This is a genomic window from Achromobacter deleyi, from assembly GCF_016127315.1.
Taxonomy (GTDB): domain Bacteria; phylum Pseudomonadota; class Gammaproteobacteria; order Burkholderiales; family Burkholderiaceae_B; genus Achromobacter; species Achromobacter insuavis_A.
On record NZ_CP065997.1, the window covers coordinates 2,276,201 to 2,301,802 of the forward strand.

A 25,602-nucleotide genomic window follows, 5' to 3' on the forward strand; every position below is an offset into this window, starting at 1 on the left:
CGCTTTTTTCTACCGGCTTACCACTCGGCGAAGCTGCCGTCGGCGTGGCGCCAGATGGGGTTGCGCCAGCGGTGGCCCACCGCCGCGCGTTCTTTCACGTATTCCTCGTTGACCTCGATGCCCAGGCCGGGGCCCTGCGGAATCGCGACCATGCCGTTCTCGTAGGCGAACACTTCGCGGTTGCTGACGTAGTCCAGCAGGTCGTTGGCCGCGTTGTAGTGGATGCCCAGGCTCTGTTCCTGGATGAAGGCGTTGTAGCAACCGGCGTCGATCTGCAGGCAGGTGGCCAGCGCGATCGGGCCCAGCGGGCAGTGCAGCGCCAGCGCCACGTCGTAGGCCTCGGCCATGGCGGCGATCTTGCGCGTCTCGGTGATGCCGCCGGCGTGCGACGGATCGGGCTGGATGATGTCGACGTAGCCGTCGGCCAGCACGCGCTTGAAGTCCCAGCGCGAGAACAGGCGCTCGCCCAGCGCGATCGGCGTGGACGTCAGCGGCGCCAGTTCCTTCAGCGCCTCGTAGTGCTCGCTCAGCACCGGCTCTTCGATGAACATCAGCTTGAACGGGTCCAGCTCCTTCATCAGCACCTTGGCCATGGGCTTGTGTACGCGGCCGTGGAAGTCCACGCCGATGCCGACGTTGGGGCCGACCGCATCGCGCACGGCGGCCACGTTCTCCAGGCACTTCTCGACCTTGTCGAACGAGTCGATGTACTGCAGTTCCTCGGTGCCGTTCATCTTGACGGCGGTGAAGCCGCGCTCGACCGCGCCCTTGGCGGCGGCGGCCGTATCGGCCGGGCGGTCGCCACCGATCCACGAATACACGCGGATGCGGTCGCGCACGTTGCCGCCCAGCAGTTGCGACACGGGCACGCCCAGGTCCTTGCCCTTGATGTCCCACAGCGCCTGGTCGATGCCGGCCAGCGCGCTCATGTGGATGGCGCCGCCTCGATAGAAGCCGCCGCGGTACAGCACGGTCCAGTGGTCTTCGATGTTGCGCGGGTCTTTGCCGATCAGGTAGTCCGACAGTTCCTCGACGGCGGCGGCCACCGAGTGGGCGCGGCCCTCGACGACCGGTTCACCCCAGCCGACGAGGCCGGCGTCGGTCTCGATCTTCAGGAAGCACCACCGCGGCGGCACGATGTAGGTAGTGAGCTTGGTGATCTTCATGCTTGGGTCTCCTGGGCGGGATAGGCGCGTTGCCAGGCGGCGATGAAAGCGCGCGCGTTCTGGCCGACTTCGGCGGCCGACAGGCCGGGTTTGTACAAGGCGGAGCCCAGGCCGAAGCCGCTGGCGCCCGCCTGGGCGTAGGTGGAAAGGTTGTCGGGCGTGATGCCGCCGACCGGCACCAGCGCGATCGGCGGGCGCATCACCGCGCGCCAGGCCTTGAGCACGGCCGGGCCGAGCTGCTCGGCGGGGAACATCTTGAGCACGTCGGCGCCGGCGGCCAGCGCCGCGAAGGCCTCGGTCGGCGTGGCCACGCCGGGGCACGACGCCAGGCCCGCGGCCTTGGCCGCGCGCACCACGGTCAGGTCGCTGTGCGGCATGACGATCAGCTCGCCGCCGGCGTCCTTGATGCGCGCCACGTCATCGGGGTTCAGCACCGTGCCGGCGCCCACCAGGCAGTCGGCCGGCAGCGCGTCGCGCATGGCGCGGATGCTGGCCAGCGGATCCGGCGAATTCAGCGGCACTTCGATCAGGCGAAAGCCGGCGTCGTACAGCGCGCGTCCGACGGGCACGGCCTCGGCGGGCGTGATGCCGCGCAGGATGGCGATCAGGCCGCAATGGGCCATGGCGGTTTGCAGTCCGGTATGGGTCATGGTGTGGTCTCGGAAGAAGGGGCGGCGGGCACCAGGCCGGCGCTGACCGCCAGGTGCCACAGGCCGCGCTCGGTGGCGTGTTGCGCCAGTTGCGGCGTGCCCAGGCCGTAGTGCCGCAGCGCCAGGATGTAGCGTTGGCACAGCGCGTCGTCGCCGCACAGCACGATGCGCGGCAGTTCGCCCTGCAGCCGCAGCATGTCGGCCAGCGCGCAGATTTCATGGCCGATCAGCAGGCCCGACAGGTAATCGGCCTGCGACACGCCGGCCAGTTCGCCGGTCAGCCCCAGCGCGCGGGTGCTGAAGATCGTCGACAGCACGCCGGCGCGTCCGGCCGGCACTCCGGCCACTTTCACGCCGCGCTCGAACGCCGCCATGTCGGAGGTCGGCGCCTCGACCATGGTGCGGCCCAGGATGGTGTGGCCGCGCAGCGCGGCATAGACCTCGCCGGTCATGAAGGTATCGAAATGCGTGACCTGGCCGCGGCGCGCGTTGACCCACTTGGAGTGCGTGCCCGGCAGGCCGATCAGCACGCTGTCGGCGGGATCGTTGCCCTGGTCGAACAGCACGCCGAAGACCTGGGTCTCTTCGCCGCGCATCACATTGGGCAGGCCGTGGCGCTGGATCAGGCCGGGCACGATGTGCACCGGCGTGGCGCCGTTGCGCTCGACGCGCGTCAGCAGCGTGCCGATGCGCTGCAGGTCGACCGGCACATCCAGGTAGGCGGCTTCCTGCCAGCCCTGGGCGCTGCCGACCATGCCGCAGGCGATCACCGGCAGGTGGGGCTCGGCCCGCAGCCAGTCGCCGCAGGCTTGCTCGAAGGCCAGTTCGAAGCCCGATTGGCCGCTGGGCGTGGCGGCGCCGTCCTGCAAGGGCTGCGGCAGGCGCATGATGCCCCACGGCAGATGGCGGGTATCCAGCGTGCGCCCGGCGCCATCGAGGCGGTAGGCGCGCAGCGAAGAGGTGCCCCAATCCAGCGCTATCAGGGCCGCGCGGGCAGGCAATCCGGTTGTCATCAGAATCTGTCTCGTCTCGGGCCGGCGGCGCGCTGCGGGCGAGGGCGCGGGGAGGCGTTCGCGCGCGGCAGGAGCTGGCCGACCTTGTTGTCGTCAGGCCCGCGACGGCGCCAGGACGGCGCGGGGGCGGGTTGGGAAAAATTCTAGATCAGCGCTTGAAAAATCTCAAAATATAGAATTAAATCCCATATACAGGGATTAGTTTCTCGCTTCCCGTTTCCCGTTTCCCGTTCCCGATTTCCAGCACCTGGCCCTCTATGTCCGATTCTTCCCCCGCCTACGATCCCGACGCCGCGGCCCCCGCCGGCACGCAGACCCTGATGCGCGGATTGGGCGTGATCCAGGCCGTCGCCGCGGGCGCGCGCGATCTCAAGGACATCTGCGCCCATATCGGCGTGGCGCGCAGCACCACGCACCGGCTCGCCAGCTGCCTGGTGCAGGAGCGTTACCTGCGCTCGCTGCCCGGCGTCGGCTACGTGCTCGGCCCGAAACTGATCGAACTCGGCTTCCAGGCGCGCGAAGCCTTCCCCATGGCGACCTTGGCGCGGCCCTATCTGGACAGCCTCGCCGCCGAGACCGGCGACACCATCCACCTGGCCGTGCGCGACAACGACGAAGTGCTGTACCTGGAAAAGATTCCCGGCAAGAAGGGATTGGAGATGCGCTCGCGCGTCGGCCATCGCATGCCCTTGGCCGCCACCGGCGTCGGCAAGGCGCTGCTGCTCGATGCCGACGAACCGCAATGGAAGGCGCTGCATCGCGTCGGCGCGCCGGTGTCCTCGCGCGCGCCTGGCGGCCGCCAGACCTGGGAGGCCTTCCGCGACCGCATGCGCGACTACGCCGCCCACGGCTACGCCTTCGACCTGGAAGACAACGAACCGTCGATCCGCTGCGTGGCCGCGCCGGTGCGCGACGCCTCCAGCGGCATCGTCGCCGCCATCAGCGTGTCCAGCACGGTGCCGTACATGTCGCTGGAGCGCATGCAGGACATGGTCGCCGTGGTGCGCGACGCGGCGGCGCGCATCTCGGCCGAACTGGGCTGGAAGGTGCAGGGCGGTCCCGCCAAGCCGCGCGACGCCGACCAGTAGGGCAACACATCGGTAAATACCGCGAGCGATCCGCGCATGGCGCGCGACCCCGGGGCCCTGACGCGGGGCGCCGGACGGCTACGCCGGTCCAGGTCAAATCTCCGACCAATCCATATGCCGCCGCTACCGGCAGGGCGCCCTATCGGTGCTAGTCTCTTGCTCAACCATCCCTGACGCTCATCACGATTGAGTAGATTTCCGGCGACGAGCACGTGGCGCCCCAACCTGATGTCGAGCGCCTGTATGCGGCCTATGCCGAGCGGCTGCGTCGCTACCTGTTCCTGAAGACCGGCGAAGCCGAACTCAGCGCCGACCTGGTGCAGGACTGCTTCGCCCGCCTCCTTGCCCACCAGGAAGACGTCCCGCTGGACGACACCGCGCTGGCCTATCTCTACGCCATCGCCAATCGCCTGCTCATCGACCATCGCCGCAATCATCATCAATCCCGCACCGACATGGCGTCGGATGACGTACTGGAAGGCGTGCGCGATCCGCGCACCGCGCCCGACGTGCACGTGCACGTCCGCCGGCAACTGGCGCGGTTGACCGCGACCCTGGCTGAACTGCCGCCACGCACGCGCCAGATCTTCAAGCTCTGCCGCGTCGAGGGCCTGAGCCATGCGCAGGCCGCGCGCTATCTGGACATCTCTCCCAGCTCGGTGCAGAAGCACCTGGCCATGGCGCTTGAACTGATGCGCGAACGCCTGGGGAACGATCCATGAGCCCGCGCAATGAATACGCGCTTTGGGCGCTTTTTTTACTGTCTTTCGCGTCCGGGCCGTTTATTCCTTTCATGAAGATCCCATCATGTATCCGCTGAACCGCTTCGGCCGCCAACGGCGCCTGCGCCGCCACGCCAGCCAGTGGGCCGTGCGCCTGGAGGCGGGCGCGCTCGCGCCGGCCGAACAGCGCCGCCTCGATCGTTGGTTGGCGCGCGACGCGCGCCATGGCCCGGCCCTGGCCGATGCCGAAATGGTCTGGGCCCTGGCAGGCGCCTGCCGCGACGCGGCGGTCTGCGCGCAGCCGGCGTCTCGGTCTCGGCGCGACCCCTGGCGCGCCTGTGTCGCGTCGTGGCGGCGGGCCGGCCGTCTGCTGCCATCGCGACGCACGCCGGCGTTGGCGGCCTTGGCGCTGGCGGCGGCCGGCGCGGTCAATGGTCCGGACATCGTCGCGCCCTGGTTGGCCGACTACCGCAGCGGCGTCGGCGAAGTCCGATCTTTCGTGTTGCCCGACGGCAGCCTCGTGCTGCTGGGCAGCAACAGCGCGCTGGATGTGGAATACGACGCCATGACCCGCCGGGTGCGCCTGCTGCGCGGCGAAGCGGTGTTTTCGCCAGCGCCCACCGGAGCGGCCGAGCCGCGCCGTTTCGTGGTGGCGAGCGCGGGCGCCAGCATGACCGCGCTGGGCACGCGCTACGCCGTGCGGCGCCAGGATGCCGGCCATGGCTGGGTCGGTGTGTTGCAGCATCGCGTAGACCTCGCGCTGGACCGGCCGCCCTCGTCAGGCAAGGCGAGCCTGACACTGGGCTCGGGCGACAGCGCCACTTTCAGCCATGCCGGTGGCGTTGCGCGCAGCGCCGTCGCGCCCGCGCGCGGGGCCGCCTGGGCCGACGGCTATCTCATCTTCGAAGGCGAACCGCTGGAGCAGGTCCTGCAACGCATCGGCGATTTCCGGCCGGGCCGGCTGATCCTCGCGAATCGCGCCGCGGCGCGCAGGCCGGTGCACGCGCTGTTCCATCTGGATAACCTCGACGGCGCACTGGCCACGCTCTGTGGCGAGATGCAGCTTGCGCAGCTGCGGTTGCCGGGGGTGACGGTGCTGTACTGAAAAGCGTCGAGTCCTTGCGCGCCGGGTGCGGTTTTACAAAGCCTGGTTTGTAAAACGGAAAAACAAACGCTGGTCTGTATTCGGCACTTTTCCGCTTGCCGACGGCGCTCTGGATGGTGGGCGACAGCCGTGGCCCAAAAGCGTCGGCGATGCGATCCATCGCGAGGCGCGTGCAGCGCCATCGCCAGGCCCTGAGTAAGACGAAGTCAGGACGCCTCCGCGCCGCTCTCCCCCTGGCAACTGTCTTTTCCGAACTTTTTTTACTGTAGTTCGATTCTCAACCGTTAATGGTAATGATGCGCGTTTGCATCGGCAGCAACCAGAGACGGCAATGAAGAGAAGATTGATGAAGGCCAGGCTGGCCAGGCGGATGATGGGAGCGGGGATGCTCGCGATGCCATGCGCTGCCTCGGTGTGGGCCCAACCGCAACCGGTGGCATCGGGACAGCCCGACCGCCAGGAGGAAGCCGTCCGTCAGACCCGCGCCTTCGACATCTCGGCCCAGCCAATGATGCAAGCGGTGCTGGCGTTCGCCCGGCAGGCCGGCGTCGATCTCTACGTGGGCGATGTCGATCTTTCCTCGTACACCAGCGTCGCTACCCAGGGCACCTACAGCCTGACCGCCGGGCTCAAGCATCTTCTCGGCAACAGCCCCGTCGGTTATCGGATTTCCGAAGGCAACGGACGCCTGAGCTTTCAATTGGTCGATAACGGCCCGGGCGGTCGTTCCAAGGTGTACTCGCTCAAGCCGGTGGTGGTTCAGGGCAACACCGTCAACGAGCGCGTCTATCAAGCCCCCCGCGCCGTCAGCATCATCACGCGTGAAGAAATGGACCGCGTGCCGGTTCGCCACGCCGCCGAACTCATCCAGGACACCCCCGGCGTCGCCAGCGCCGTCAACCGCCAGAACCCCGGCCTGTCGATCAACATCCGCGGCATGCAGGACTTCGGCCGCGTCAACATGATGATCGACGGCATGCGCCAGGATTTCGTGCAGAACGGGCACATGCAACGCAATGGAGAAATGTATGTCGATTCGGAACTCCTGTCCGAGGCCGTGGTGGAGCGAGGCGTGGTGCATGGGGTGCATGGCACCGGCGCGATGGCGGGGAGCGTTGACTTTCGGACGTTGGATTTTGGGGATGTGCTGCGCGAAGGCAGGGATATCGGCTTGAAGCTGCGTGGCACGTCCGGGATGGGATACCAGGGAAACGGCGTCAACTTCATCGGTAGCGCGGCGGGCGCGGCGCGCGCGGGTGAGAACCTGGAAGTGATGGCGGCGGTATCGCGGCGATCTATTGGGGACTATCGGATAGGCGCCTATGGCGGCGCTTCAGGCCAGAACTCGGTCTGGGTGACTGACAGCAACGGCAGGGGCATCGGCAAGGTCGAATACAACGATGTGAAATTCGCCGCCCAGGATCAGGATTCCAGCCTGTTCAAGGCACGCTGGAAATTGAATGATGCCTCGTCCCTGCAATTCAGCTATGTCGGCACGCGGGTGGGCTATTCCTACACCATGGACGCCGACCTCTCGGTGCAGGAGAGCGGCACCGCCTGGCGCAAGCTTGGCGCTTCCAATGCGCAATCCAACAGCTTCGCGCTGGACTACAAGCTCAAGCCGGCCGACAGCCCGTGGCTGGACTTGAACGTGAAGCTCTATGCCGTCGATACCAGCATCAAAAACCACACGACACCGAATTATCCAAAATCCCTCTCTTGGGGAACGGTCACCGATCCGGCGCTGATCCGGGAGAACATCAATACCGAGTACTGGAACAGCGCCGGCACCGGCACGTGCGATAGCGCCAAGACCAAGTTCTCTCCTTACGCCAAGGACATTTGTTCACAGTACGGATTCGATCGGGATAGCCGCCTGCGCACTCAAACCAGTGGATTGCAGCTGGACAATACGTCGCGCTTCATGGTGGGCGAGAAAACGCTGCTCAGCGCCAACTACGGCATCGAGTACTTCACGGATCGCACCACCTCTAACCAGCGCTGGCACGTCGAGGGGCGCGAGGTCAAACCCTTCGGCCTGGACGGTAAGGACGCGCTCAATCCGCGAGGCCGCCGCAGCATGGGCAGCATTTTCGCCGAGCTGAAGCTGGAAGACGATTTCTATACGATATCCGCGAGCCTGCGCTATGAGCGCTACCAGGCCAAGGGCAAGACTCAGACGCCGGGTACGACGCGGATCTACCAAAGCACCGTGGATATGGTTGAGAAGTCAGCGTGTGCACAGGCTGGCAATATGAGTTTGGTACGCGACGAGAACTACAGAGCGATTTATAGAGAAGGCTGCCTCATTGCGCGGACCGGCGACCTGGCGGCCTTGAAAGCGTGGTGGGACGCCGATCCGACCTACCTTTGGCACTCCACTAAGAAAGTGCATGACCCGAGCGGTAAGTCGACGTATGTACGTACAGGCGAGACCTCGGTGGATCATCTCAACAGCATCGGCGGTCACAAGCGCGAACTAGAAACTGCCTATCCATCCCGATGGTTGGAGGACCAGCCCGCCCTATACGATTACGACGTCGACCGTAGCGCCGGCAAGCTGCTGCCGGCGCTGTCCGCGGCCATCCGCCCCGCACGCTGGCTGGAGTTGTACGGCAGTTGGGGAAAATCCTGGCGTCCCCCGGCCATCAATGAATTGCTGATGGTCGGCAGCCATCCCGCGCAGGGATTCGCCACGATTTTGCCCAATCCCCTGTTGGATGCCGAGACTTCGCAAACCTGGGAAGTGGGCGTCAACACCATATTCAAGGATGTCGCGCTGGATGACGACAATTTGTCGCTCAAGGTCGGGTATTTCGACACGCGGGCCGACAACTATATGTTCTCCTCAATGGATGTGATGACGCCCGGCGCGGGGCTGGAGAAGTTGCCGTTTCCCGGAACGACCGCCTTCGTCAACAACCGCACCCGCACCCAGTTCCGCGGGCTGGAGCTGGAAGGGCGCTATGACGCCGGCTGGCTCTACGGTGGCGTGAGCTACACGCATTACCTGGGCGGCGCCAACAAGTTCTGCGAAGACCTGTATTTCCTGGGATCAGGGCCCAACAAATACGACCAGCCCAATGCGGACGGCAGCTATCCGTCGCAGCACAACGACGCCGTCGCAAAGGGGTATGACTCCTGGCGGGCGTGGGCTGACGACCAGGTCGAGTGCGGCAATTTCGTCTTCAACAGCGCCATCGCCAAGCCAGTGGACAAGGGCATGGTCCAGGTCGGCGTTCGGTTGCTGGAGCGCAAGCTGGATACGGGCGTGCGTTTCAACTACAGCGGCGAGGGTTGGTACAACCGCGACGCCGGCGGCTCCCAAGTCTGGTTCAAGTACACCACTTGGGACTGGTACGCCAGCTATCAGGCCAACGCCAACGTCAAGCTGATGGCCTCCGTCGAGAACCTGACCAACCGCATGTACGTGGAAGGGTATTCCGACGCCCTGGCTCGTACCTTCGCGCCAGGCCGCGCGGTGACGCTGGGGATGGAGGTGCGCTTCTAACACAGGAATCGTTGCGGGTCCGCTCATCGCGACCCGTGCAAGGAACATGCGTTGTCGCATGTACGGCGTTCGCAGGCTGCGGCGTCGACCTCGCCGGGGAGGCTGTTCCCGGTGCAATCTTTATCTGTAGGAAATTTCAACCATGACTGCTTTCATCAGCTATATCGATGACCATCTCAGCGCCGCAACGATGGAGGGCTCGCTCAAGGACATGCTGCTCGCATTCCAAAGTGAGGGTGCGGAAGGTGAACACACCAGCATGCCGAATTCGGGCGGCTTCTTCGGCGGCAACATGTTCAACGGCACCGAATATGCCTACACCAGCAAAGCGATTCCCAGCTATGCCTTCGTGGCCGAGGGCGACATCCACTATTTCTTCCCTCCCTTCAGCGGCCACGCGGGTGACGGCCCGACCGCGCATACGGTATGGGGCGAATTGGACTCGATCACGCTGGGTGCGGGAGTGGACAAGGCCGGTCACGTGGTGGACCCGCTGATCACCTTCACTTTCGACACGCCGATCTTCGGCGACGTAGCCGAAGGAAGAAGCAATGACGTGCACGACATCGTTTGGGGTCTGATGAACGGGCATGTCGACAATGGCGCCGTGGATAAATTGGGTACTGTTTCCCAGGGCGGTCTGCTAGCGGCTCTGGAGCACAACGGTCTGCATACGGACTACTCCATCGCCGACCTAGTCGCCCACAACTTCGCCACCGAAACCGACCTCGCCCTGGCGGCGTAATCCGGTTGCTGCTGCCTTGCGCCTCGTGGGGGCAAGGCAGCAGATCAGAGTGGCCGATCATTCCGAGCCTAGACCGTATTGCGCAGTCCTCCCCGGTAAGCGGTGAGACGAGTCGCTTTGAGACGCCTCCTGCGGAAATCGTGCGATTCATTCGCATGGGCGACGTATGAACAGGTCTTCGCCGTTCAGGCCGGACCATGGTCCGGCGCAAGTTCACGACTGGAAATCCAGGAGTATCGATATGACCGTAAGCATCAGTAATTTCGACGAACATCACCTTCCAGATGCCTCGACGGCGGAAAGCTCGCTGCGCGAGGTGCTTCATGCTTTCGAAACGAACGGCGTAGAAGGGGAACACGTCACCGCGTCGAACTCGGGCACGTTCTACGGTGGAGGATGGTTCAGCTTTTTCAGTGGCACGAGCTATGCGTATAGCAGCAACGACCCTGCGCACTATGCGTTCGTGGCTACGGGCGATCTGCACTACTACTTCCCGCCATTCAGCGGTTCCATGAGCGACGGTCCGACTTCGCATACGCTGTGGGGATCGATCGAATCCATTACGTTGGGAGGCGGCGTGACGAAAGGCCAGGTCGTGGACCCCCTCATTACGTTCACGTTCGATCAACCCGTTGTCGGTGCCGTCTCCGAGGGGCGAGCCAACGACACCCATGACGTCATCTGGGGCCTGATGAACGGTTCGGTTGACGGTGCGGATGACAGGCTTGGCAGCGGCACGCATGGCGGGTTGATCACCGCCCTGGAGACCAACGGCTTGGACGTCGACATGTCCATCGCCGATCTCGTCGGCCACAACTTCGCCACCGAAGCCGACCTCGCCCTGGCGGCATAACCCTTCCGTGAGTTTCCCCGCGGCTTCTCGGCCTCGCGGGGCCACGGTCGCGGCGGGCCTGTCCCGCCGCGACCGTCTTTTTGTTTATTCATTCCGCAACTCCCGGCCCTCCAGCCGGACAAGGACACACCACCATGCAGCAAGACCAGAAGCGCGCGGGCGCGGCACCGGAAGGGGGCGCGCTGGAGATCAAATCTCTGCTGGCGCGCTTTCGCACGGGCTGGGTCAGCGTGGCGGCGTTCAGCGTCGCCGCCAACCTGCTGATGCTGGCGCCGTCGCTCTACATGCTGCAGGTCTATGACCGCGTGCTGGCGTCCGGCAACGTCTTCACGCTGGTCATGCTGAGCCTGATGATCGTCGGCCTGCTGGCGTTGATGGGAGCGCTGGACTACGCGCGCAGCGCCGTCATCATCCAGATCGGCGCGCGCTTTGATGCGGCGCTGGCGGGGCGCGTGCACGAGGCGGCGTTCGAGCGCGGACTGGCGGGCGTGCCGGCCAACGCGGGGCAGGCGGTCAGCGACCTGAACACGGTGCGCCAGTTCCTGACCGGCAGCGCCGTGTTCGCGTTCTTCGATGCGCCCTGGTTTCCGTTGTTCCTGTTGGTGATGTTCCTGTTCCATCCGTGGGTGGGGACGCTGGCGTTGGCGGGCGCGGTGGCGCTGGTGGCATTGGCGTGGCTCAACGAGCAGGTGTCGCGCAAGCTGCTGGCGGAAGCGGGTGGGTTGTCGGTGCGGGCCGGGGTGGAGGCCGACGGCCAGTTGCGCAATGCCGAGGCGATCCAGGCCATGGGCATGCTGGCGCGGCTGCGGGCGCGCTGGCAGCGGCTGCACGTGGGTTATGTGCGGCGCCAGGGGCTGGCCAGCCGCCGCTCGGCGATGATCGCCAGCATGTCGAAGACGGTGCGCCTGGCGCTGCAATCGCTGGTGCTGGGCCTGGGCGCATGGCTGGTGCTGCAAAGCCATGTCAGCGCCGGCATGATGATCGCCGGATCGATCTTGATGGGGCGGGTGCTCAGCCCCATCGACCAGGTGATCGGCGCGTGGCGGCAATGGACCAGCACGCGGCTGGCGTGGCGGCGCTTGCAGACGTTGCTGGAGACGTATCCCGGGCAGCCCGCCGGCCTGACGCTGCCCGAGCCGACGGGCGCCTTGCGCTTGGAGGGCGCGACGGTCACGCCGCCCGGCGCGGCGCAGCCGACGCTGGTGAACGTGTCGCTGGCGTTGGAGCCGGGGCAGGTGCTGGGCGTCATCGGGCCGTCTGGCGCGGGCAAGTCGACGCTGGCGCGTCTGGTGGCTGGCGTGTGGCCGGCGCGGCTGGGCGCGGTGCGGCTGGATGGCGCCGACCTGCGGCAGTGGGAGCGCACGCGGCTGGGAGAATGGCTGGGCTATGTGCCGCAGGACGTCGAGCTGTTCTCGGGGACGGTGGCCGAGAACATCGCCCGCTTTCCCGATCCGGACAGCGACGGCGAGGAACTGGCGCGGCGTGTCATCGAGGCCGCCCGGCTGGCCGGGGCGCACGACATGATCCTGGCCTTGCCGCGTGGCTACGACACGCTGCTCGGCGCCGGCGGCCAGGGTTTGTCGGGCGGCCAGCGCCAGCGCATCGCGTTGGCGCGCGCGCTGTATGGCACGCCGCGCCTGGTAGTGCTGGACGAGCCCAATGCGAGCCTGGATGATGCCGGCGAACAAGCCTTGCTGGATGCCCTGGGTCGGTTGCGCGAGATCGGCGCGACGGTGGTGTTGGTGACGCACCGCCCCAAGGTGCTGGCGGCCACGACCCATCTGCTGTTGCTGCGTGACGGGCGCGCGCAACGCTTTGGCGCGACCAGTGAGGTGCTGCGGCCGCCGCCGGCGGGGGCGACCGGGGCGGAGGGCGCGGCGGCATCACCGCCGGCCGCGTTCGACGCGACGGTGGCTTCGGGCCAACCAGCGCAGGCGCCCGGCATGGCGGGCGCGACAGGGGCCGGCGGCGCGGTGCCCGCGTCGTCGGTGCGGACGCCGGCATCCGTGGCGCAGGTGTATCCGCTGGCGGGCGGGGCGTTTCCTGGGCAGTTTTCCGGAGGCAAGGCATGACGGGGCGCGCCGAAGGCAATCGCGTGGTCGTGTTGCGGCCCGAGCGCGACACCGGTGAATCCAACGCGGTCGATCCGATCGAAATCGGCGGGTGGTCGGCGCGGTTCGGCTGGTGGGTGCTGGTCCTGGGCTTTGGCGGCTTTCTGGCCTGGGCCGCGTGGGCGCCGCTGGACAATGGCGTGGCCATGCCGGGCATCGTGGTGGTGACTGGCGAACGGCAGGCGGTGGACAGTATCGAAGGCGGCGTGGTCAGCGCCTTGCTGGTGGCCGAGGGCGATGCGGTGCAAGCCGGCCAGGCCTTGGTGCGGCTGGACGACACGCGGGTGCGCGGCGAGGCGCGGAGCCTGCACGCACAGTTGGCGGCCGTGAGCGCCCGCGAGGCCCGCTTGCTGGCCGAGCGCGATGGCCGTGAGGCGCTGGCGTCTCCTGGCGCGGACTCGGATGCTGAGGCCATGACCGCCCTTGAAATGGAACGCCAACTGTTCGCCAGCCGCCGCGCGGCGCTGGCGGGCGAACTGGCCGGCATCCAGGCCACGTTGTCGGGCAGCCGCGCCCTGGCCAGCGGCCTCGATGCGACGCTGGCGCACAAGCGCGCCCAGCGCGCCTTGCTGCGCGAGCAGTTGGGCAGCCTGCGCGACCTAGCGCGCGAAGGCTACGTGCCGCGCAACCGGGTGCTGGAACTGGAACGGGCGCTGGCGCAGCTGGACGGCGATATGGCGACGGAAACGGGCACGCTTGGCCAGACCCGGCAGCAGATCGCCGAGCTGGCCGTGCGCGCGCAGCAGCGGCGCGATGCTTTCCAGCGTGAAGTGCGCACCGATCTGGCGGAGACCCGGGTACAGCGCGAACAGTTGACGCAGAAGCTGGCCGCGGCGCAGTTCGACCTGGCGCACAGCGAGATCCGCGCACCGGCCAGCGGTACCGTGGTGGCCCTGGCCATCCATACGGTGGGCGGCGTGGTGCAGCCGGGTTCGCGGCTGATGGAGATCGTGCCGCGGGACCAGCCGCTGGTGGTGGAAGGGCGTCTGCCGGTGGAATCCATCGACAAGGTGCATGCCGGCTTGCCGGTGGAGCTGATGTTCACGGCGTTCGACGCCAGCCGCACGCCGCGCCTGGAGGGGGCGGTGACGCTGGTGTCCGCCGACCGTTTCGAGGATGAGCGCAGCGGCCGGCCTTACTACCGCCTGCGGGCAAATGTGGCGCCGGGGCAGTTGCGCCGTATCGGCGACGCGCCGCTGCAGGCGGGCATGCCGGTGGAGGTGTTCGTGCGTACGGGCGAGCGTTCGCTGTTGAACTATCTGTTCAAGCCGCTGCTCGATCGCGCGCGGCTGGCGTGGGGGGATGCATGAGGCGGTTGTCGGGGTTGGCCGCGGCATGGGCGCTGGCGTGGGGGATGTTGCTGCCGGCGGGCGCGGGCGCGCAGGTGCTGGATTTTCGGCAGGCGTATGCGATGGCGTTGTCGTCCGATCCCACCTGGCAGGCGGCGCGGGCGCGCGAGCGCGCCGACGCCGAGGAACTGGCGCTGGGCCGCAGCGGCCTGTTGCCGAACCTGAGCTATCACTACAACCGTGCCCACAATGACACCACGTCCCGCCAGCAGAGCCGCTGGGGCACGTTCGAGCAACGGTCGCGCTATGCCAGCCATGCCTCGGGCTTTACGCTCAGCCAGCCGTTGTTCGACGCGGCGGCGTTCGCGCAGTACCGGGCCGGCCGCGAACGCGCGGAGGCCGCGGGGCTGACCTTGGCGCGCGCCCGGCAGGCGCTGGCGGTGCGCGTGTTGCAGGCCTACACGGCCGTGCTTGCCGCGCAGCGGGCATTGGCCCTGACGCAGGCGCAGGGCCGTTCGCTACAAGAGGATGCGCGCCGCAGCGCGCGCTTCGTGGCCGCGGGGCAGGGTACGCGTACCGACCAGCTTGAGATCGAGGCGCGCGCCGGCGTGGTCCAGGCACAGGAGATCGAGGCGCAGGACCAGTTGCGCGATGCGCGCAACGCCTTGGGCGCCATGGTCGGGCCGGCGCTGGCGGATCGGCCGCTGGCGCAGGTGGACCTGACCGGGTTGGGCAGGCTGGCGGTGGACGAGCATGATCTGGCGGGATGGCGCACGCTGGCGCTGGATGGCAATCCGGAAATCCAGGCGCAGCGCCATTTGGTGCAGGCCAGCCGCCAGCGCTACGAAGCGGCCCGGGCCGGCCACCTGCCGACCGCGCGGCTGTATGCCCGCAAGCAGTTGACTAACTCTAATGGCGAGAACCAGATCGGCCAACACTACGACACCGGTTCCATCGGTATCGAGGTCAGCATTCCGTTGTATTCGGGCGGAAGGACCTCGGCGGCCAGCGGGCAGGCCCTGGCCGAGCAGGAGGAAGCGCAGCACAAATTGCAGGCCGCCACTTGGGCGCTGCTCGATGACCTGGAGCGGCAGTTCCGCACGTTCGCCAGCAGCGGCCAGCGTATCGCTGCCTACCAACAGGCGGCCGATGCCGCCGGCTTGCGTGTGCGGGCCACACGGCGCAGCGTGGAGGGCGGCGAGCGTACCAATCTGGATGTGCTGGATGCGCAGCGGCAGCGCTTCGAGGCGCTGCGCGACCTGGACCGCGCCCGCTATGACCATCTGCTGGCATGGTTGGCGCTGCGTTGGCAGGCGGGCGTGCTGGACGATGCGGATGTGGCGCGCGTTGGGGCGTTGTTCGTGGCGGGATGAGGCGGGCTCGCCGCGGATCACTTCAATGGCGGCAATGGCAGCAGCCGCTGCGAGATCGCCTGCATGGCGGTCGCCAACTGCACCGCCAGCGCCTGCGCGGCCGGCGACAGCGAGCGGTCGCGCCGGTGCAGCAGGCCGATGGCGCGGCGAGCCGAGGCATCGCACAGTGCCGCCGCGCGCAGCCCCGCCAGGTTCAATTCCGGCAGCGCCAGGCGCGGCAGCACGCTCACGCCCAGGCCCTGGCGCACCATGCCGGCGGCGGTGCCCATGTTGGTCACGTCGTAGCGCAGCGCGGTGGCTGGCGCGCCGGTCTCTTCGCGCACCGCGCGGTCGAACTGCTGGCGCGCGTTCGAGCCCTGCGACAGCAGGATCAGGTCATAGCGCAGTACGTCGCGCCAATGCAGCGGCCCGCGCTTTTTTTCCAGGGCGTGGCCTTCGGGGTAAATGGCGCAGAAGCAATCCTCGGCCAGCGGCGTGAAAGACAGGTCCGGCGCCGGCTCGGCCAGCGCGCCGACGGCGAACTCGATCTGGTTGGTGCGCAGCATGGCCACCAGTTCGTCGTTGTGCGCCTCGACCACGCGCACCTTCAAGGCCGGATGGCGCTGGCGTAGCGCGCCGACCGCCACGGGCAGCAGCGCCAGCGCGGTCGAGGGCAGGGCGCCCAGGGTGACGTTGCCGCGCCGCACCGCCGCCAGGTCGGCCAGGCCGCGATAGGCTTCCTCCAGGTCGGCGATGGGCCGCTGCACGCGGGCATGGAAATCCTGTCCGGCCGAGGTCAGGCTGATGCTGCGGGTGGTGCGTTCGAACAGGCGCAGGCCCAGCACGTCCTCCAGGTCCTGGATCAGCGCGGTGAACGAGGGCTGCGTCACGCCCAGCTGGTTGGCGGCGTGCGTGAACGAACCGGTGTCGACCGCCAGCAGGAAGGCCTTGAGCGGCCGGTACTTGATATTCATAGCCATGGGCTAAGAATATAAGAAAAATATCGAATTGTTCCTAATAGTCGGCCGGCCGATGATGCGTCTACCGCAGTCCCCGGATTCCACGACGTTATGAATGCATCGAGCCACAAACCCTTCCGGCTGGGCGCCGACTGGCGCCACAGCCAAGACGGCGACGCCGTCATCACCTCCATCAATCCCGCCGACGGCAGCGTTGCCGGCATCGTCACGCGCGCCTTGCCGCGCGACGTGGATGCCGCCGTCGCCATCGCCTGGGACGCGTTCCAGCGCCAGCCGTGGCGCAAGCTGCGTCCGGACCAGCGCGCCGCCACGCTGTACGAGATCGGCCGGCGCCTGGCCGCCGAGCGCGAGCCGCTGGCGCGGCTGCAGATGATCGACAGCGGCAAGCCGTGGAAGGAATGCCTGAACATGGTCGACAGCGCAGCCGGGCATTTCCGCTATTACGCCGCGGTGTGCGAGACCTGGCAGAACGAGATGACCTCGCCGCGCGGCGAGTATTTCTCGATGGCGCTGGCCGAGCCGTTCGGCGTGATCGCGGCCATCACGCCGTGGAACTCGCCCATCATGAACGAGGCGCAGAAGGCCGCGCCGGCGCTGGCGGCCGGCAACGCGGTGCTGCTCAAGCCGTCCGAGGAGACGCCGCAGCTGGCGCTGGAACTGGCCCGCATCTGCGCCGAGGCCGGCCTGTCCGAAGGGCTGCTGACGGTGTTGCCGGGTCACGGCGAAGACGTCGGCGCCGCGCTGGTCAGGCATCCCGGCGTGCGCATGGTGTCATTCACCGGCGGCACCGAGACCGGCCGCGCCATCGGCGGCATTGCCGGCCAGCGCCTGATTCCCGTCGGCCTGGAACTGGGCGGCAAGTCGCCGCACATCGTGTTCGACGACGCCGACCTGGACCGCGCCGTGGCCGGCGTGGTGTCGGGCATCTTTGGCTCGGCCGGGCAGAGCTGCGTGGCGGGTTCGCGCCTGTTCGTACAGAAATCGATTTATGGGCGTTTCATGGAAGCGCTGGTGGCGCGCACGCGCCAGGTGCGCGTGGGGCTGCCCGACGACCCGGCCACGCAGATGGGGCCGCTGGTGTCGCGCGCGCATCGCGACAAGGTCGCCGGCTATGTCGACATCGGCCGCGCCGAGGGTGGCCGCGTGCTGGTCGGCGGCGCCGCGCCGGACCGCGCCGAGCTGGCCAACGGCTGGTTCTACCTGCCCACCGTGATCGACGGCCTGGGCAACGGCGCGCGCGTGTGCCAGGAAGAGATCTTCGGGCCGGTGCTGGTGGCGTTGCCGTTCGACGACGAGGACGACGTGATCCGGCAGGCCAACGACACGCCCTTTGGCCTGGCCGCGGGCATGTGGACCGGCGACTACGCCCGCGCCTGGCGCGTGGCGCGCGAGATCGAGGCGGGCTCGGTCTGGATCAACACCTACAAGCAATCGCACATCGCCACGCCGTTCGGCGGCTTCAAGGCCAGCGGCATCGGCCGCGAGAAGGGCCTGCATGGCCTGCGCCTGTACAGCCAGGTCAAGAGCCTGTACTGGGGCATGCACAATCAACCGATGGGACTGTGAATCACATGACGACCGACAAGAAAAGCGCGGCGCTGCCGCTGGCCGATGCCCGCATCCTGATCGCCGGCGCCGCCAGCCTGGTGGGCTCGCACACCGCCGACGCGCTGCTGGCCGCCGGCGTGCGCGAAGTGATCCTGCTGGACAACTTCGCGTTTGGCACGCCCGAGGCCATCGCCCACCTGCAGGGCAATCCGCGCGTGAAAGTGGTGCGCGGCGACCTGATGCGCCTGCCGGACCTGCTGGCCGCGACCGAAGGCGTGGACGGCGTGCTGCACCTGGCGGCCTACATGACGCTGGGTTTCGCGCAGACGCCGTGGCAGGCGGTGGACGTGAACATTCGCGGCGCGCAGAACATGCTGGAAGCCTGCCGCGCCAACAAGGTGAAGAAGTTCGTGTTCGCCTCGTCCAACGCCGTCTATGGCTATGGCAGCGGCATTGCCGGCGCGCTGGCCGAGAACGGCCCGTTCCATTCCGTTGGCGCGCCGCCCGCCGCGATCCTGTACGGCGCTTCCAAGATCATGGGCGAACAGCTGTGCCGCCAGTACCACCAGAAGGCCGGGCTGGACTACGTGGTGCTGCGCTATTCCACCGTGTACGGCGAACGCCAGCACTACCGCGCCGCCAATTCGCTGTACATCATGGAGACCTACGACCGCGTGCGCCAGGGCGAGCGTCCCGTGCTGCCCGGCGACGGCAGCGATACCAAGCACTTCGTGCATGTGTCGGACGTGGCGCGCGCCAACGTCGCCGCGTTCCAGAGTGACGCCACCGACGTGGCCGTGAACGTGTCCGGCCCCGCGCCCATCACCACCGGCGAACTGGTGCGGCTGGTGCTGGACTACTGCAACAGCGACCTGGAACCGGAGATCCGGCCGGATCCCCCTGGCACCGTGCGCCTGACCTCGGGCGGCGCCTTCCATATTCCGCACGACCTGGCCGGACGGCAGATTGGCTGGCAGCCGCAGGTAGGCATGGCCGAAGGCGTGACGCGCCTGCTGGCCTGGCGCGAGGCGCAGGAAGGAGGCAAGGGCGGCTAGGGAATAGTTTGACCCGGGGCGGCCGTCGCAGCCTTCCCGCATGATGGGCCGGCATGTCCGGCCCATCACAACGCATAACAACAGCAGTACCCCAACAGGAGACAACCATGTTCTTTACACGCAAGGCGGCCTCTCGCGCCGCGCTGTCCGTGGCCGCGCTGTGCGCCGCGTGGCCGGCCTGGGCCTGGCCCGACCATCCCATCGAGCTGGTGGTGGGCTTCGCGCCCGGGGGTGGCACCGACCTGACGGCCCGTTCGCTGGCGGTGTTCCTGGAAAAGGAGCTGGGCACCACCATCGTGGTGCAGAACAAGCCGGGCGCATCCAGCGCCATCGCGCTGTCGTACGTGGCGCGCGCCAAGCCTGACGGCTATACGCTGGCGATGACCAACATGCCCGGGCTGGTGTCGCTGCCGATCGAACGCAAGGCCGGCTTCACCACCGGCGACTTTACCTATCTCGCCAACCTGGTGCGCGACCCGAGCGCTTTCAGCGTCGCGGCCGACAGTCCGTACCAGACGCTGGATGCCCTGATCAAGGCGGCGCGCGAGAAACCGGGCGCGATCAGCTACGGCTCGACCGGGGTGGGCACCGACGACCATCTGGCGCTGGTGCTGTTCCAGAACCTGACCGGCACCAAGCTCAACCACGTGCCCTACAACGGCGCGGGGCCGTTACGCAGTTCGGTGCTGGGCGGGCATACCGTGATCGGCGGCCTGAACCTGGGCGAAGTCATGCCCTATCACGGCAAGAACATGCGCGTGCTGGCGCAGGCCAGCGAGACGCGTTCGCCGCTGGGACCGGATGTGCCGACCTTCAAGGAGCTGGGCGTAAACCTGGTGTTCGCCTCCGAGCGCGGCATTGTCGCGCCCAAGGGTTTGCCGGCGGATGTCGCCGAGAAACTGCGCCAGGCCTTGGGCAAGGTCGCCGCCAATCCGGAATTCCAGGCGCAGATGAAGCAGCAGTTCACCGAGATGGATTATCTCGATGGGCCGCAATGGCAGGAACGCCTGAAGCAGGATGATGGGCGGCTGCGGCAGATCTGGGCGAGCACGCCCTGGGTGGAGTAGGGCGTCAGAGGGGGGCCCCGCGATTGCGGCGACATGCTCCGGATCGCGGGACGCGGGCCAGTGTCTGAGAACTGGTCTGAATTGCGGCTTTTTTTTACTGTAAATCGCCGCTCAACCGTTTATGTCTATAGACGGTCGCCTGCGTGGTGGTGGGTGGCTATTGATTGATCTGCGATCAGGAGCCGCATCATGGCTGTACCCACACTTGGCACTATCACCGTTGTTGGAAGCTGGCCCCCTACGCCGCCGTATTGGGGGCCATCCATGTGGGATATGTGGGAGTGGAGTTGGTTTGGTGCGTGGGATGAAGGAGGGTACCTGTTCGACGACCCCGAGGCGCCAGAAAAAGTCCCGGATCCCCCCGCGCCTGTTGCTACCCCTGTACCGCCTGCGCCGGTTGTCGCTCCCGTTCCGACGCCGTCCAACTGGGGCGGGCCAGCGTTGGGATCCGGACTGTGGAACCTGGAGAACAACGAGTACCACTACGAGCGTCCTCCCGAACTTCCCATTCCTGGCATAGATAGATTCCTCGCTGATCTGCTTCCTGGAATAAGGGACTATTACGTTTCCCACTACGCCGATGAATCCAGGCATTACCGCGATCCGGCTTCCACTGGCGGCATGGCGGCGTCGGCGGTCAGCGCGGTCGTGCCGGAAACGGGGCATTTGCTGAAGCACATCGGCACGTTGCTGGAGCACGAACTGGATGAGAAGACCTTCAAGCTTTTGAAGCGGATCGACTTCAAGAACTACGCGTTCATTCAATTCTTGTTCAGTTGGAATTCGATTCAGAAGGATATCGCTGCTGGCACGCCGCCTAAGGTTGCAGTCGGTTCCGAGGCCTTGCTTTTGACTGCCAGCTCCCTGGCGTCAGCGGGGCTAGTCTACGTAATTGGATCGCTGGGCGTAGCTGCGGCGGCTCCTGCTGTTGTTGCATCTTTCGTCATAGGCGCAAGCGTGTCGTTCGCGTTAGATCAATGGGGGTTTAAGGGCTGGGCGGCCAAACTCATTAACGACGCGCTTTTGAACTTGGACACCATGTCGGTCGAGCATCCTTCGAGTGTGGATGACGCATCTTCCGATCATCACGCACCGCCGGCCGGTACCGAGTCGGGCGTGGCTTCCCAGCCTACAGTGGATGTACCCGCGCAGCCAAGCGCGCCTTCCACCGACGATGGTTTGACACAGTTTTCCGACTATCAGGTCTACCTGGCAATGCGCGAAATCATCGAGCATCCGGAGCTGTATCCGAACGCGGCGGCCATCCTGCCGGATATCCTCTCAGGCATTGCAGACGCCATTTCGCCCCAAGATCTGGCAGGCGTCGATCCGGTGGACGGCGATGCGAGTTCGAGGCCTCCGCCTGAAACGGTTCGATATGCCGATCTTGAACCGGACAGCGGCGTCAAGGCATGCGTGGTTGATGACGACCGCTCCTATCTGTTTATCGGCGACGACACGCCAAACAAGATGGTCGGCGGCAAGGCCATCAACTGGTTCATGCCGAAGACCGATCATGGCGGGATCAATACGGTCATTGGCAATCCGGACGGCTACAACGTGCTGGATTTTTCGTTGAACGAAAAAGGCGTCGATATCTTCATACAAGGCAATGATCGCGTGGATGATCGGATCAAGGCCCTGGCCCAACTCCACGGGGTTAGCGCTGGCTGGTTCGAAGAGCGCTTTCTTACGCGCGACAACGCCCTGAAATTACTGCGGGGATGGTTTGCATCCGAAGAGTTGTATGTCGATTCTTCCGCGCGGTTCTCCGAAGACAGTTATCGAAACATCGACTACATCATCGGCAGTCGTCATGATGACATCATCATCGGCGATGCGCTCGGTGGCATGACGATAACCGGCGGCGCGGGCAACGATACCTTCGTGCTGCATGGCGGCAGCAATCGCCTGGTGTTCAACGATGGAGATTTCGCCGCGCCGGGAAGCGGGGAAATCACCACCAAGTTCATTCACGGGCTGACGACAGGCTCGGAAGCCGATCACTTCAACGTGCAGAGGTATTTACCCAATTATCCGGAGCTGCGCGACTATTTTGGGTTCCACCTGGATCCCGACGTGCTGGACTTTTCCAATCTGGATGGCGACGTCAACACCGATGGCCATCAGGCGATGCGGTTCATCGGAGAACTCGCATTTACAGGGCATGCTGGCGAGCTCAGGTACGTGACGATGGATTCCCATGGGACGAACGTTCCGATCCAGGAGCCTGACGATGTCTACTACTTGAGCACCACCGTGCGTCTGGAAGGTGACAGAACTGGCAGCGGCAAAGCGGACTTCTTCATCGAATACACCAACTACCTCAACCCCTCCAACTACAACGAACTGCATATGGCGAAGGTAATCGGAAATATCTATCCGTTCCTTGACGACGCCAATTTCTTCTTCGAATAACCCGGTGCTCGGACTTTTTTTATCGAGGTGGAACATGGCATTGGGACCGAGAGGGCTGTTCGAAACCCTGGAAGACGGCACCATCATCTACTACGGCAAGATGGGCTGGAACGCGCCCGGCTACATCGTTGACGAGGCGACCATGAAGGCGATCCAGAGGCAGCGCGCAGCGTCGGCAGTTATGACGCTGCTGACAATTCCCGCCATGATTCGCGCGGGTCTGCTATGGCTGCCGCTAGCGCTTGGGTTGATCCTGGTCGCCGTTGTTCACGTTCAACACAAGAAGATCGTCAAGGACCTGCCAGTCTCTTCTTGTCACTTCAGTCCCGGCTTTAGAAAACGCTGGGTCCTGCTCAGCCAGGACGCGTCATATTGGACGTTGATCCTGGGCTCTTTTATCGTTTTTCCTTTTTCCCTCGTAGTGCTTCGGAGCGGGCTTGATGACCCCAACAAAGATCCCGCCTTTACATGGACCATCATTGGTGTATTCGCGATATGCCAGTTGACGTCTGCCGCCCTTTTGTTGATCAAGCTCAAGATATCGCTCGGCCATGCCATGACCTGGCTCAAAGCCCGCCGGAAGTGAGACAAACCGATGGTTCCCGCGCCTATGCGAGATCCGCATCGCATAGCGCGGGCTCTTGAAAAAAACTATTGGAAGCGTGAGCTGCAACATGGCATTGGGACCGAGAGGGCTGTTCGAAACCCTGGAGGACGGCACCATCATCTACTACGGCAAGATGGGCTGGAATGCACCCGGCTACATCGTTGACGAAGCGACCATGAAGGCGATCCAGAGGCTGCATGGTGCGTCGGCAGGTATGACGCTATTGACGATTCCGGCTCTGGTTCGCGCCGGTCTGTTATGGCTGGCGCTAGCGCTTGGGATCATTCTCTTCGCCATTGTTCACGTTCAACACAAAAAGCTCGTCAAAGATCTGCCGGTCTCTACGCGCTACTTCACGCCGGGGTTCAGACGGCGTCTTGTTTTGATGAGCGCGGACACGTCCTATTTAATGCCCATGTTGGGCCTGATCTTCGTTTGCCCATTGCTTGCGTGGATAGGTTGGAGCAGTCTGGGTGACCCCGATATCAAGCCGGTATTGTCGTGGGCAGCATTGGCTGGCGCTGCTTTGGGATCGTTGTTCAGCGCCGCCATGCTGTCCGTCAAGGTCACGATGTCGGTGCGCCGCTTCAGGACCTGGCTTAAAGCCCGCCGGAAGTGAGGCCCTTATTCCAACGGCAACGTCAACACCCCCTGCGGCGCCGGCCGCATCATCACCCGGCGGTACCACGCCGACAGAGCCGGCGTGTCCGGCCGCTCGATCGGCAGCGCCAGCCAGCGGTGCGCCGAGCACACCAGGGCGATGTCGCCCATGGTCAGGTGGCGGCCGGCGATGAATTCGCGGCCTTGCAGCGCCTGGTCCAGGATCCGCGCGCGGTCGTTGCTGCGCTTGACCGAAAGTTCGATGGCGGCGTGGTCGCGTTTGGCCTCGGGCGTGCGGATCAGGCCCAGGAAGGCCGGGCCCATGGCGCCTTGCCATTCGGTGGTCTGCCAGTCCATCCAGCGGTCGGCGTCGGCGCGCAGGCAGACGTCCTCGGGCCAGAGCGTGCCGGCGCCGTAGCGCGCGGCCAGGTAGCGCACGATGGCGTTGGATTCCCACAGCACGAAGCCGCCATCGTCGATGGCGGGCACGGTGCGGTTGGGGTTGATTTTGGCGTACTCGGGCGTGTCGACCACGCCGAACGGCCCGCCGGCCTCGATGAAGGTGTGCGGCAGCGCCAGTTCGCGCACCGCCAGCATCACTTTCTGCACGTTGACGGACGTCAGGCGTCCCCAGATCTTCAACATAACCGGTCCTTGTAAGGGTCAGGCGGGCGGCAACTGCCGCCGCGCAAAGCCGCTGTCGCGCCCGAAGCGCGTCCAGTTGAAAGCGGGCCCCGGGTCGGTCTTGCGGCCGGGGGCGATGTGTTCGTGGCCCCAGGCGGCCGCCAGGGGGTAGCGCGCGCGCAGCACCGGCGTCAGCCGGCGCAGCGCCAGGTACTGTTCGTCAGTGTAGGGCAGGGTGTCGGTGCCTTCCAGCTCGATGCCGATGGAAAAGTCGTTGCAGCGCTCGCGGCCGGCGAAGCGCGAGACGCCGGCATGCCAGGCGCGGGCATCAGTGGAGACGAACTGCACGATGCGGCCATCGCGGCGGATGAAGAAGTGGGCCGACACGCGCAGGCCGCGCAGGCGTTTCAGCCAGGGGTGCGAGGCGTAGTCCAGCGTGTTCAGGAACAGGCCGGCCACCTCGGGGCCGCCGAACTGGCCCGGGGGCAGGCTGATGTTGTGCAGCACCAGCAGCGAGACCTGCGCGTCATGAGGACGCGCGTCGCTGTTGGGGGAGGGCAGTCGGGCAACGCCCGGGGCCGGCGCCAGCCAGCCATGTCGATCCAGAAGCAGGGGCATGGGAGGAAAGCAGGTTGGTATCCAACGTGCATTATGCCGTGCGTGTAAAAAGGGGGCGAATGAGAGGCGGGGTTCTCCGGGGGCGGCGCTGTCGTGCGTCCTGTGATGGGCGAGCCTCTCCTGGCTGACTAGCGGGCTGGGCTGGCTGGCGGAATGGCGGAATTGCGGGCGGGCCGGCAATTCCGGGCTGGCCAGTCGCCCAGGCCAGCCTTTTACTTTGCTGCCGGCCCCAGCCGGGCGTGTTCCTGGCTGCACCAGGTCTGGCCGCCCTGCAGCAGGGCTTCCGAGCGCGGCAGGTGGATGCCGCAGTGGGCGCAGCGGACCATGGCTTCCGGGGCGTGGGCAGTGGGCTGGCCGGCCTTGCCCTGGGGGCGGGCGCCCGCGGGGCCTTCCTGGCGGGCGGCGGCCATGCGGCCGGCGATGCGCGCCACGAACAGCACGCCGATGATGATGACGATCCAGAACAGCAGCTTGCCCACG

At 66.1% G+C, this 25,602-nt stretch carries 22 protein-coding genes; 15 read left to right on the plus strand and 7 right to left on the minus strand.

The window, feature by feature from the left end:
- Positions 1–17: 17 nt before the first annotated feature.
- The 3 genes from dgoD to I6I07_RS10300 are packed head-to-tail and all read right to left on the minus strand — an operon-like array spanning position 18 to position 2,829.
- Positions 18–1,166, minus strand: a complete 1,149-nt coding sequence (gene dgoD, locus I6I07_RS10290) for a galactonate dehydratase (RefSeq protein WP_198486558.1) — start codon at positions 1,164–1,166, stop codon at positions 18–20.
- Positions 1,163–1,816: a 2-dehydro-3-deoxy-6-phosphogalactonate aldolase gene (locus I6I07_RS10295; protein WP_198486559.1), complete on the minus strand. Its 654-nt coding sequence runs from the start codon at positions 1,814–1,816 to the stop codon at positions 1,163–1,165. Before I6I07_RS10295 ends, dgoD begins: the two co-directional genes overlap by 4 nt.
- Positions 1,813–2,829 (minus strand): 2-dehydro-3-deoxygalactonokinase, encoded by a 1,017-nt coding sequence (locus tag I6I07_RS10300; RefSeq protein WP_198486560.1) that lies wholly within the window; start codon positions 2,827–2,829, stop codon positions 1,813–1,815. Before I6I07_RS10300 ends, I6I07_RS10295 begins: the two co-directional genes overlap by 4 nt.
- A gap of 257 nt (positions 2,830–3,086) precedes the next feature.
- Here I6I07_RS10300 and I6I07_RS10305 point away from each other — a divergent pair, with 257 nt between their 5' ends.
- From I6I07_RS10305 to I6I07_RS10345, 9 genes are all read left to right on the plus strand, one after another.
- The gene (locus I6I07_RS10305; protein ID WP_054488961.1) at positions 3,087–3,917 is read left to right on the plus strand and encodes an IclR family transcriptional regulator; all 831 of its coding nucleotides are present in this window, start codon (positions 3,087–3,089) and stop codon (positions 3,915–3,917) included.
- Positions 3,918–4,129: 212 nt separating this feature from the next.
- Positions 4,130–4,639 (plus strand): RNA polymerase sigma factor, encoded by a 510-nt coding sequence (locus tag I6I07_RS10310; protein WP_054429131.1) that lies wholly within the window; start codon positions 4,130–4,132, stop codon positions 4,637–4,639.
- Between the two features lie 85 nt (positions 4,640–4,724).
- On the plus strand, positions 4,725–5,744 hold the full coding sequence (locus I6I07_RS10315; protein WP_198486561.1) for a FecR family protein: 1,020 nt from the start codon (positions 4,725–4,727) through the stop codon (positions 5,742–5,744).
- Between the two features lie 331 nt (positions 5,745–6,075).
- Positions 6,076–9,255 carry a TonB-dependent hemoglobin/transferrin/lactoferrin family receptor gene (locus tag I6I07_RS10320; protein ID WP_232626025.1) on the plus strand — a complete coding sequence of 1,060 codons (3,180 nt, stop codon included), beginning with the start codon at positions 6,076–6,078 and terminating at the stop codon, positions 9,253–9,255.
- Between the two features lie 142 nt (positions 9,256–9,397).
- Positions 9,398–10,000: a heme acquisition protein HasA gene (locus tag I6I07_RS10325; RefSeq protein WP_198486562.1), complete on the plus strand. Its 603-nt coding sequence runs from the start codon at positions 9,398–9,400 to the stop codon at positions 9,998–10,000.
- 241 nt (positions 10,001–10,241) lie between these two features.
- Positions 10,242–10,853 carry a heme acquisition protein HasA gene (locus I6I07_RS10330; protein ID WP_198486563.1) on the plus strand — a complete coding sequence of 204 codons (612 nt, stop codon included), beginning with the start codon at positions 10,242–10,244 and terminating at the stop codon, positions 10,851–10,853.
- A 134-nt stretch (positions 10,854–10,987) separates the two neighbouring features.
- Positions 10,988–12,925, plus strand: coding sequence for a type I secretion system permease/ATPase (locus I6I07_RS10335; protein ID WP_198486564.1), 1,938 nt, complete (start codon positions 10,988–10,990; stop codon positions 12,923–12,925).
- Positions 12,922–14,274, plus strand: a complete 1,353-nt coding sequence (locus tag I6I07_RS10340; protein WP_198486565.1) for an HlyD family type I secretion periplasmic adaptor subunit — start codon at positions 12,922–12,924, stop codon at positions 14,272–14,274. Before I6I07_RS10335 ends, I6I07_RS10340 begins: the two co-directional genes overlap by 4 nt.
- 44 nt (positions 14,275–14,318) lie before the next feature.
- Positions 14,319–15,626 carry a TolC family outer membrane protein gene (locus I6I07_RS10345; protein WP_232626026.1) on the plus strand — a complete coding sequence of 436 codons (1,308 nt, stop codon included), beginning with the start codon at positions 14,319–14,321 and terminating at the stop codon, positions 15,624–15,626.
- Positions 15,627–15,643: 17 nt separating this feature from the next.
- Here I6I07_RS10345 and I6I07_RS10350 read toward each other — a convergent pair whose 3' ends face one another.
- A complete protein-coding gene (locus tag I6I07_RS10350; RefSeq protein WP_198486567.1) occupies positions 15,644–16,579 on the minus strand; it encodes a LysR family transcriptional regulator in 936 nt (311 codons plus the stop codon).
- A gap of 96 nt (positions 16,580–16,675) precedes the next feature.
- On the opposite strand from I6I07_RS10350, the gene I6I07_RS10355 reads away from it, so the two are divergent.
- The 6 genes from I6I07_RS10355 (at position 16,676) to I6I07_RS10380 (ending at position 23,899) form a co-directional block, all read left to right on the plus strand.
- On the plus strand, positions 16,676–18,151 hold the full coding sequence (locus I6I07_RS10355; RefSeq protein WP_198486568.1) for an aldehyde dehydrogenase: 1,476 nt from the start codon (positions 16,676–16,678) through the stop codon (positions 18,149–18,151).
- A gap of 5 nt (positions 18,152–18,156) precedes the next feature.
- Positions 18,157–19,188 carry an NAD-dependent epimerase/dehydratase family protein gene (locus I6I07_RS10360; RefSeq protein WP_198486569.1) on the plus strand — a complete coding sequence of 344 codons (1,032 nt, stop codon included), beginning with the start codon at positions 18,157–18,159 and terminating at the stop codon, positions 19,186–19,188.
- 107 nt (positions 19,189–19,295) lie between these two features.
- Positions 19,296–20,255 carry a Bug family tripartite tricarboxylate transporter substrate binding protein gene (locus I6I07_RS10365; protein WP_198486570.1) on the plus strand — a complete coding sequence of 320 codons (960 nt, stop codon included), beginning with the start codon at positions 19,296–19,298 and terminating at the stop codon, positions 20,253–20,255.
- A 189-nt stretch (positions 20,256–20,444) separates the two neighbouring features.
- On the plus strand, positions 20,445–22,673 hold the full coding sequence (locus I6I07_RS10370; protein WP_232626027.1) for a hypothetical protein: 2,229 nt from the start codon (positions 20,445–20,447) through the stop codon (positions 22,671–22,673).
- A gap of 34 nt (positions 22,674–22,707) precedes the next feature.
- The gene (locus tag I6I07_RS10375; RefSeq protein ID WP_198486571.1) at positions 22,708–23,259 is read left to right on the plus strand and encodes a hypothetical protein; all 552 of its coding nucleotides are present in this window, start codon (positions 22,708–22,710) and stop codon (positions 23,257–23,259) included.
- A gap of 88 nt (positions 23,260–23,347) precedes the next feature.
- Positions 23,348–23,899 carry a hypothetical protein gene (locus I6I07_RS10380; protein ID WP_198486572.1) on the plus strand — a complete coding sequence of 184 codons (552 nt, stop codon included), beginning with the start codon at positions 23,348–23,350 and terminating at the stop codon, positions 23,897–23,899.
- A gap of 5 nt (positions 23,900–23,904) precedes the next feature.
- Here I6I07_RS10380 and I6I07_RS10385 read toward each other — a convergent pair whose 3' ends face one another.
- The 3 genes from I6I07_RS10385 to I6I07_RS10395 all read right to left on the minus strand — a co-directional run bounded on the left by I6I07_RS10385 (position 23,905) and on the right by I6I07_RS10395 (position 25,601).
- Positions 23,905–24,525, minus strand: a complete 621-nt coding sequence (locus I6I07_RS10385; RefSeq protein WP_198486573.1) for a glutathione S-transferase family protein — start codon at positions 24,523–24,525, stop codon at positions 23,905–23,907.
- A gap of 18 nt (positions 24,526–24,543) precedes the next feature.
- Positions 24,544–25,122, minus strand: coding sequence for a 1,6-anhydro-N-acetylmuramyl-L-alanine amidase AmpD (gene ampD, locus I6I07_RS10390; protein WP_198486574.1), 579 nt, complete (start codon positions 25,120–25,122; stop codon positions 24,544–24,546).
- A 212-nt stretch (positions 25,123–25,334) separates the two neighbouring features.
- Positions 25,335–25,601: a PP0621 family protein gene (locus tag I6I07_RS10395; RefSeq protein ID WP_198486575.1), complete on the minus strand. Its 267-nt coding sequence runs from the start codon at positions 25,599–25,601 to the stop codon at positions 25,335–25,337.
- Position 25,602: the final 1 nt, after the last annotated feature.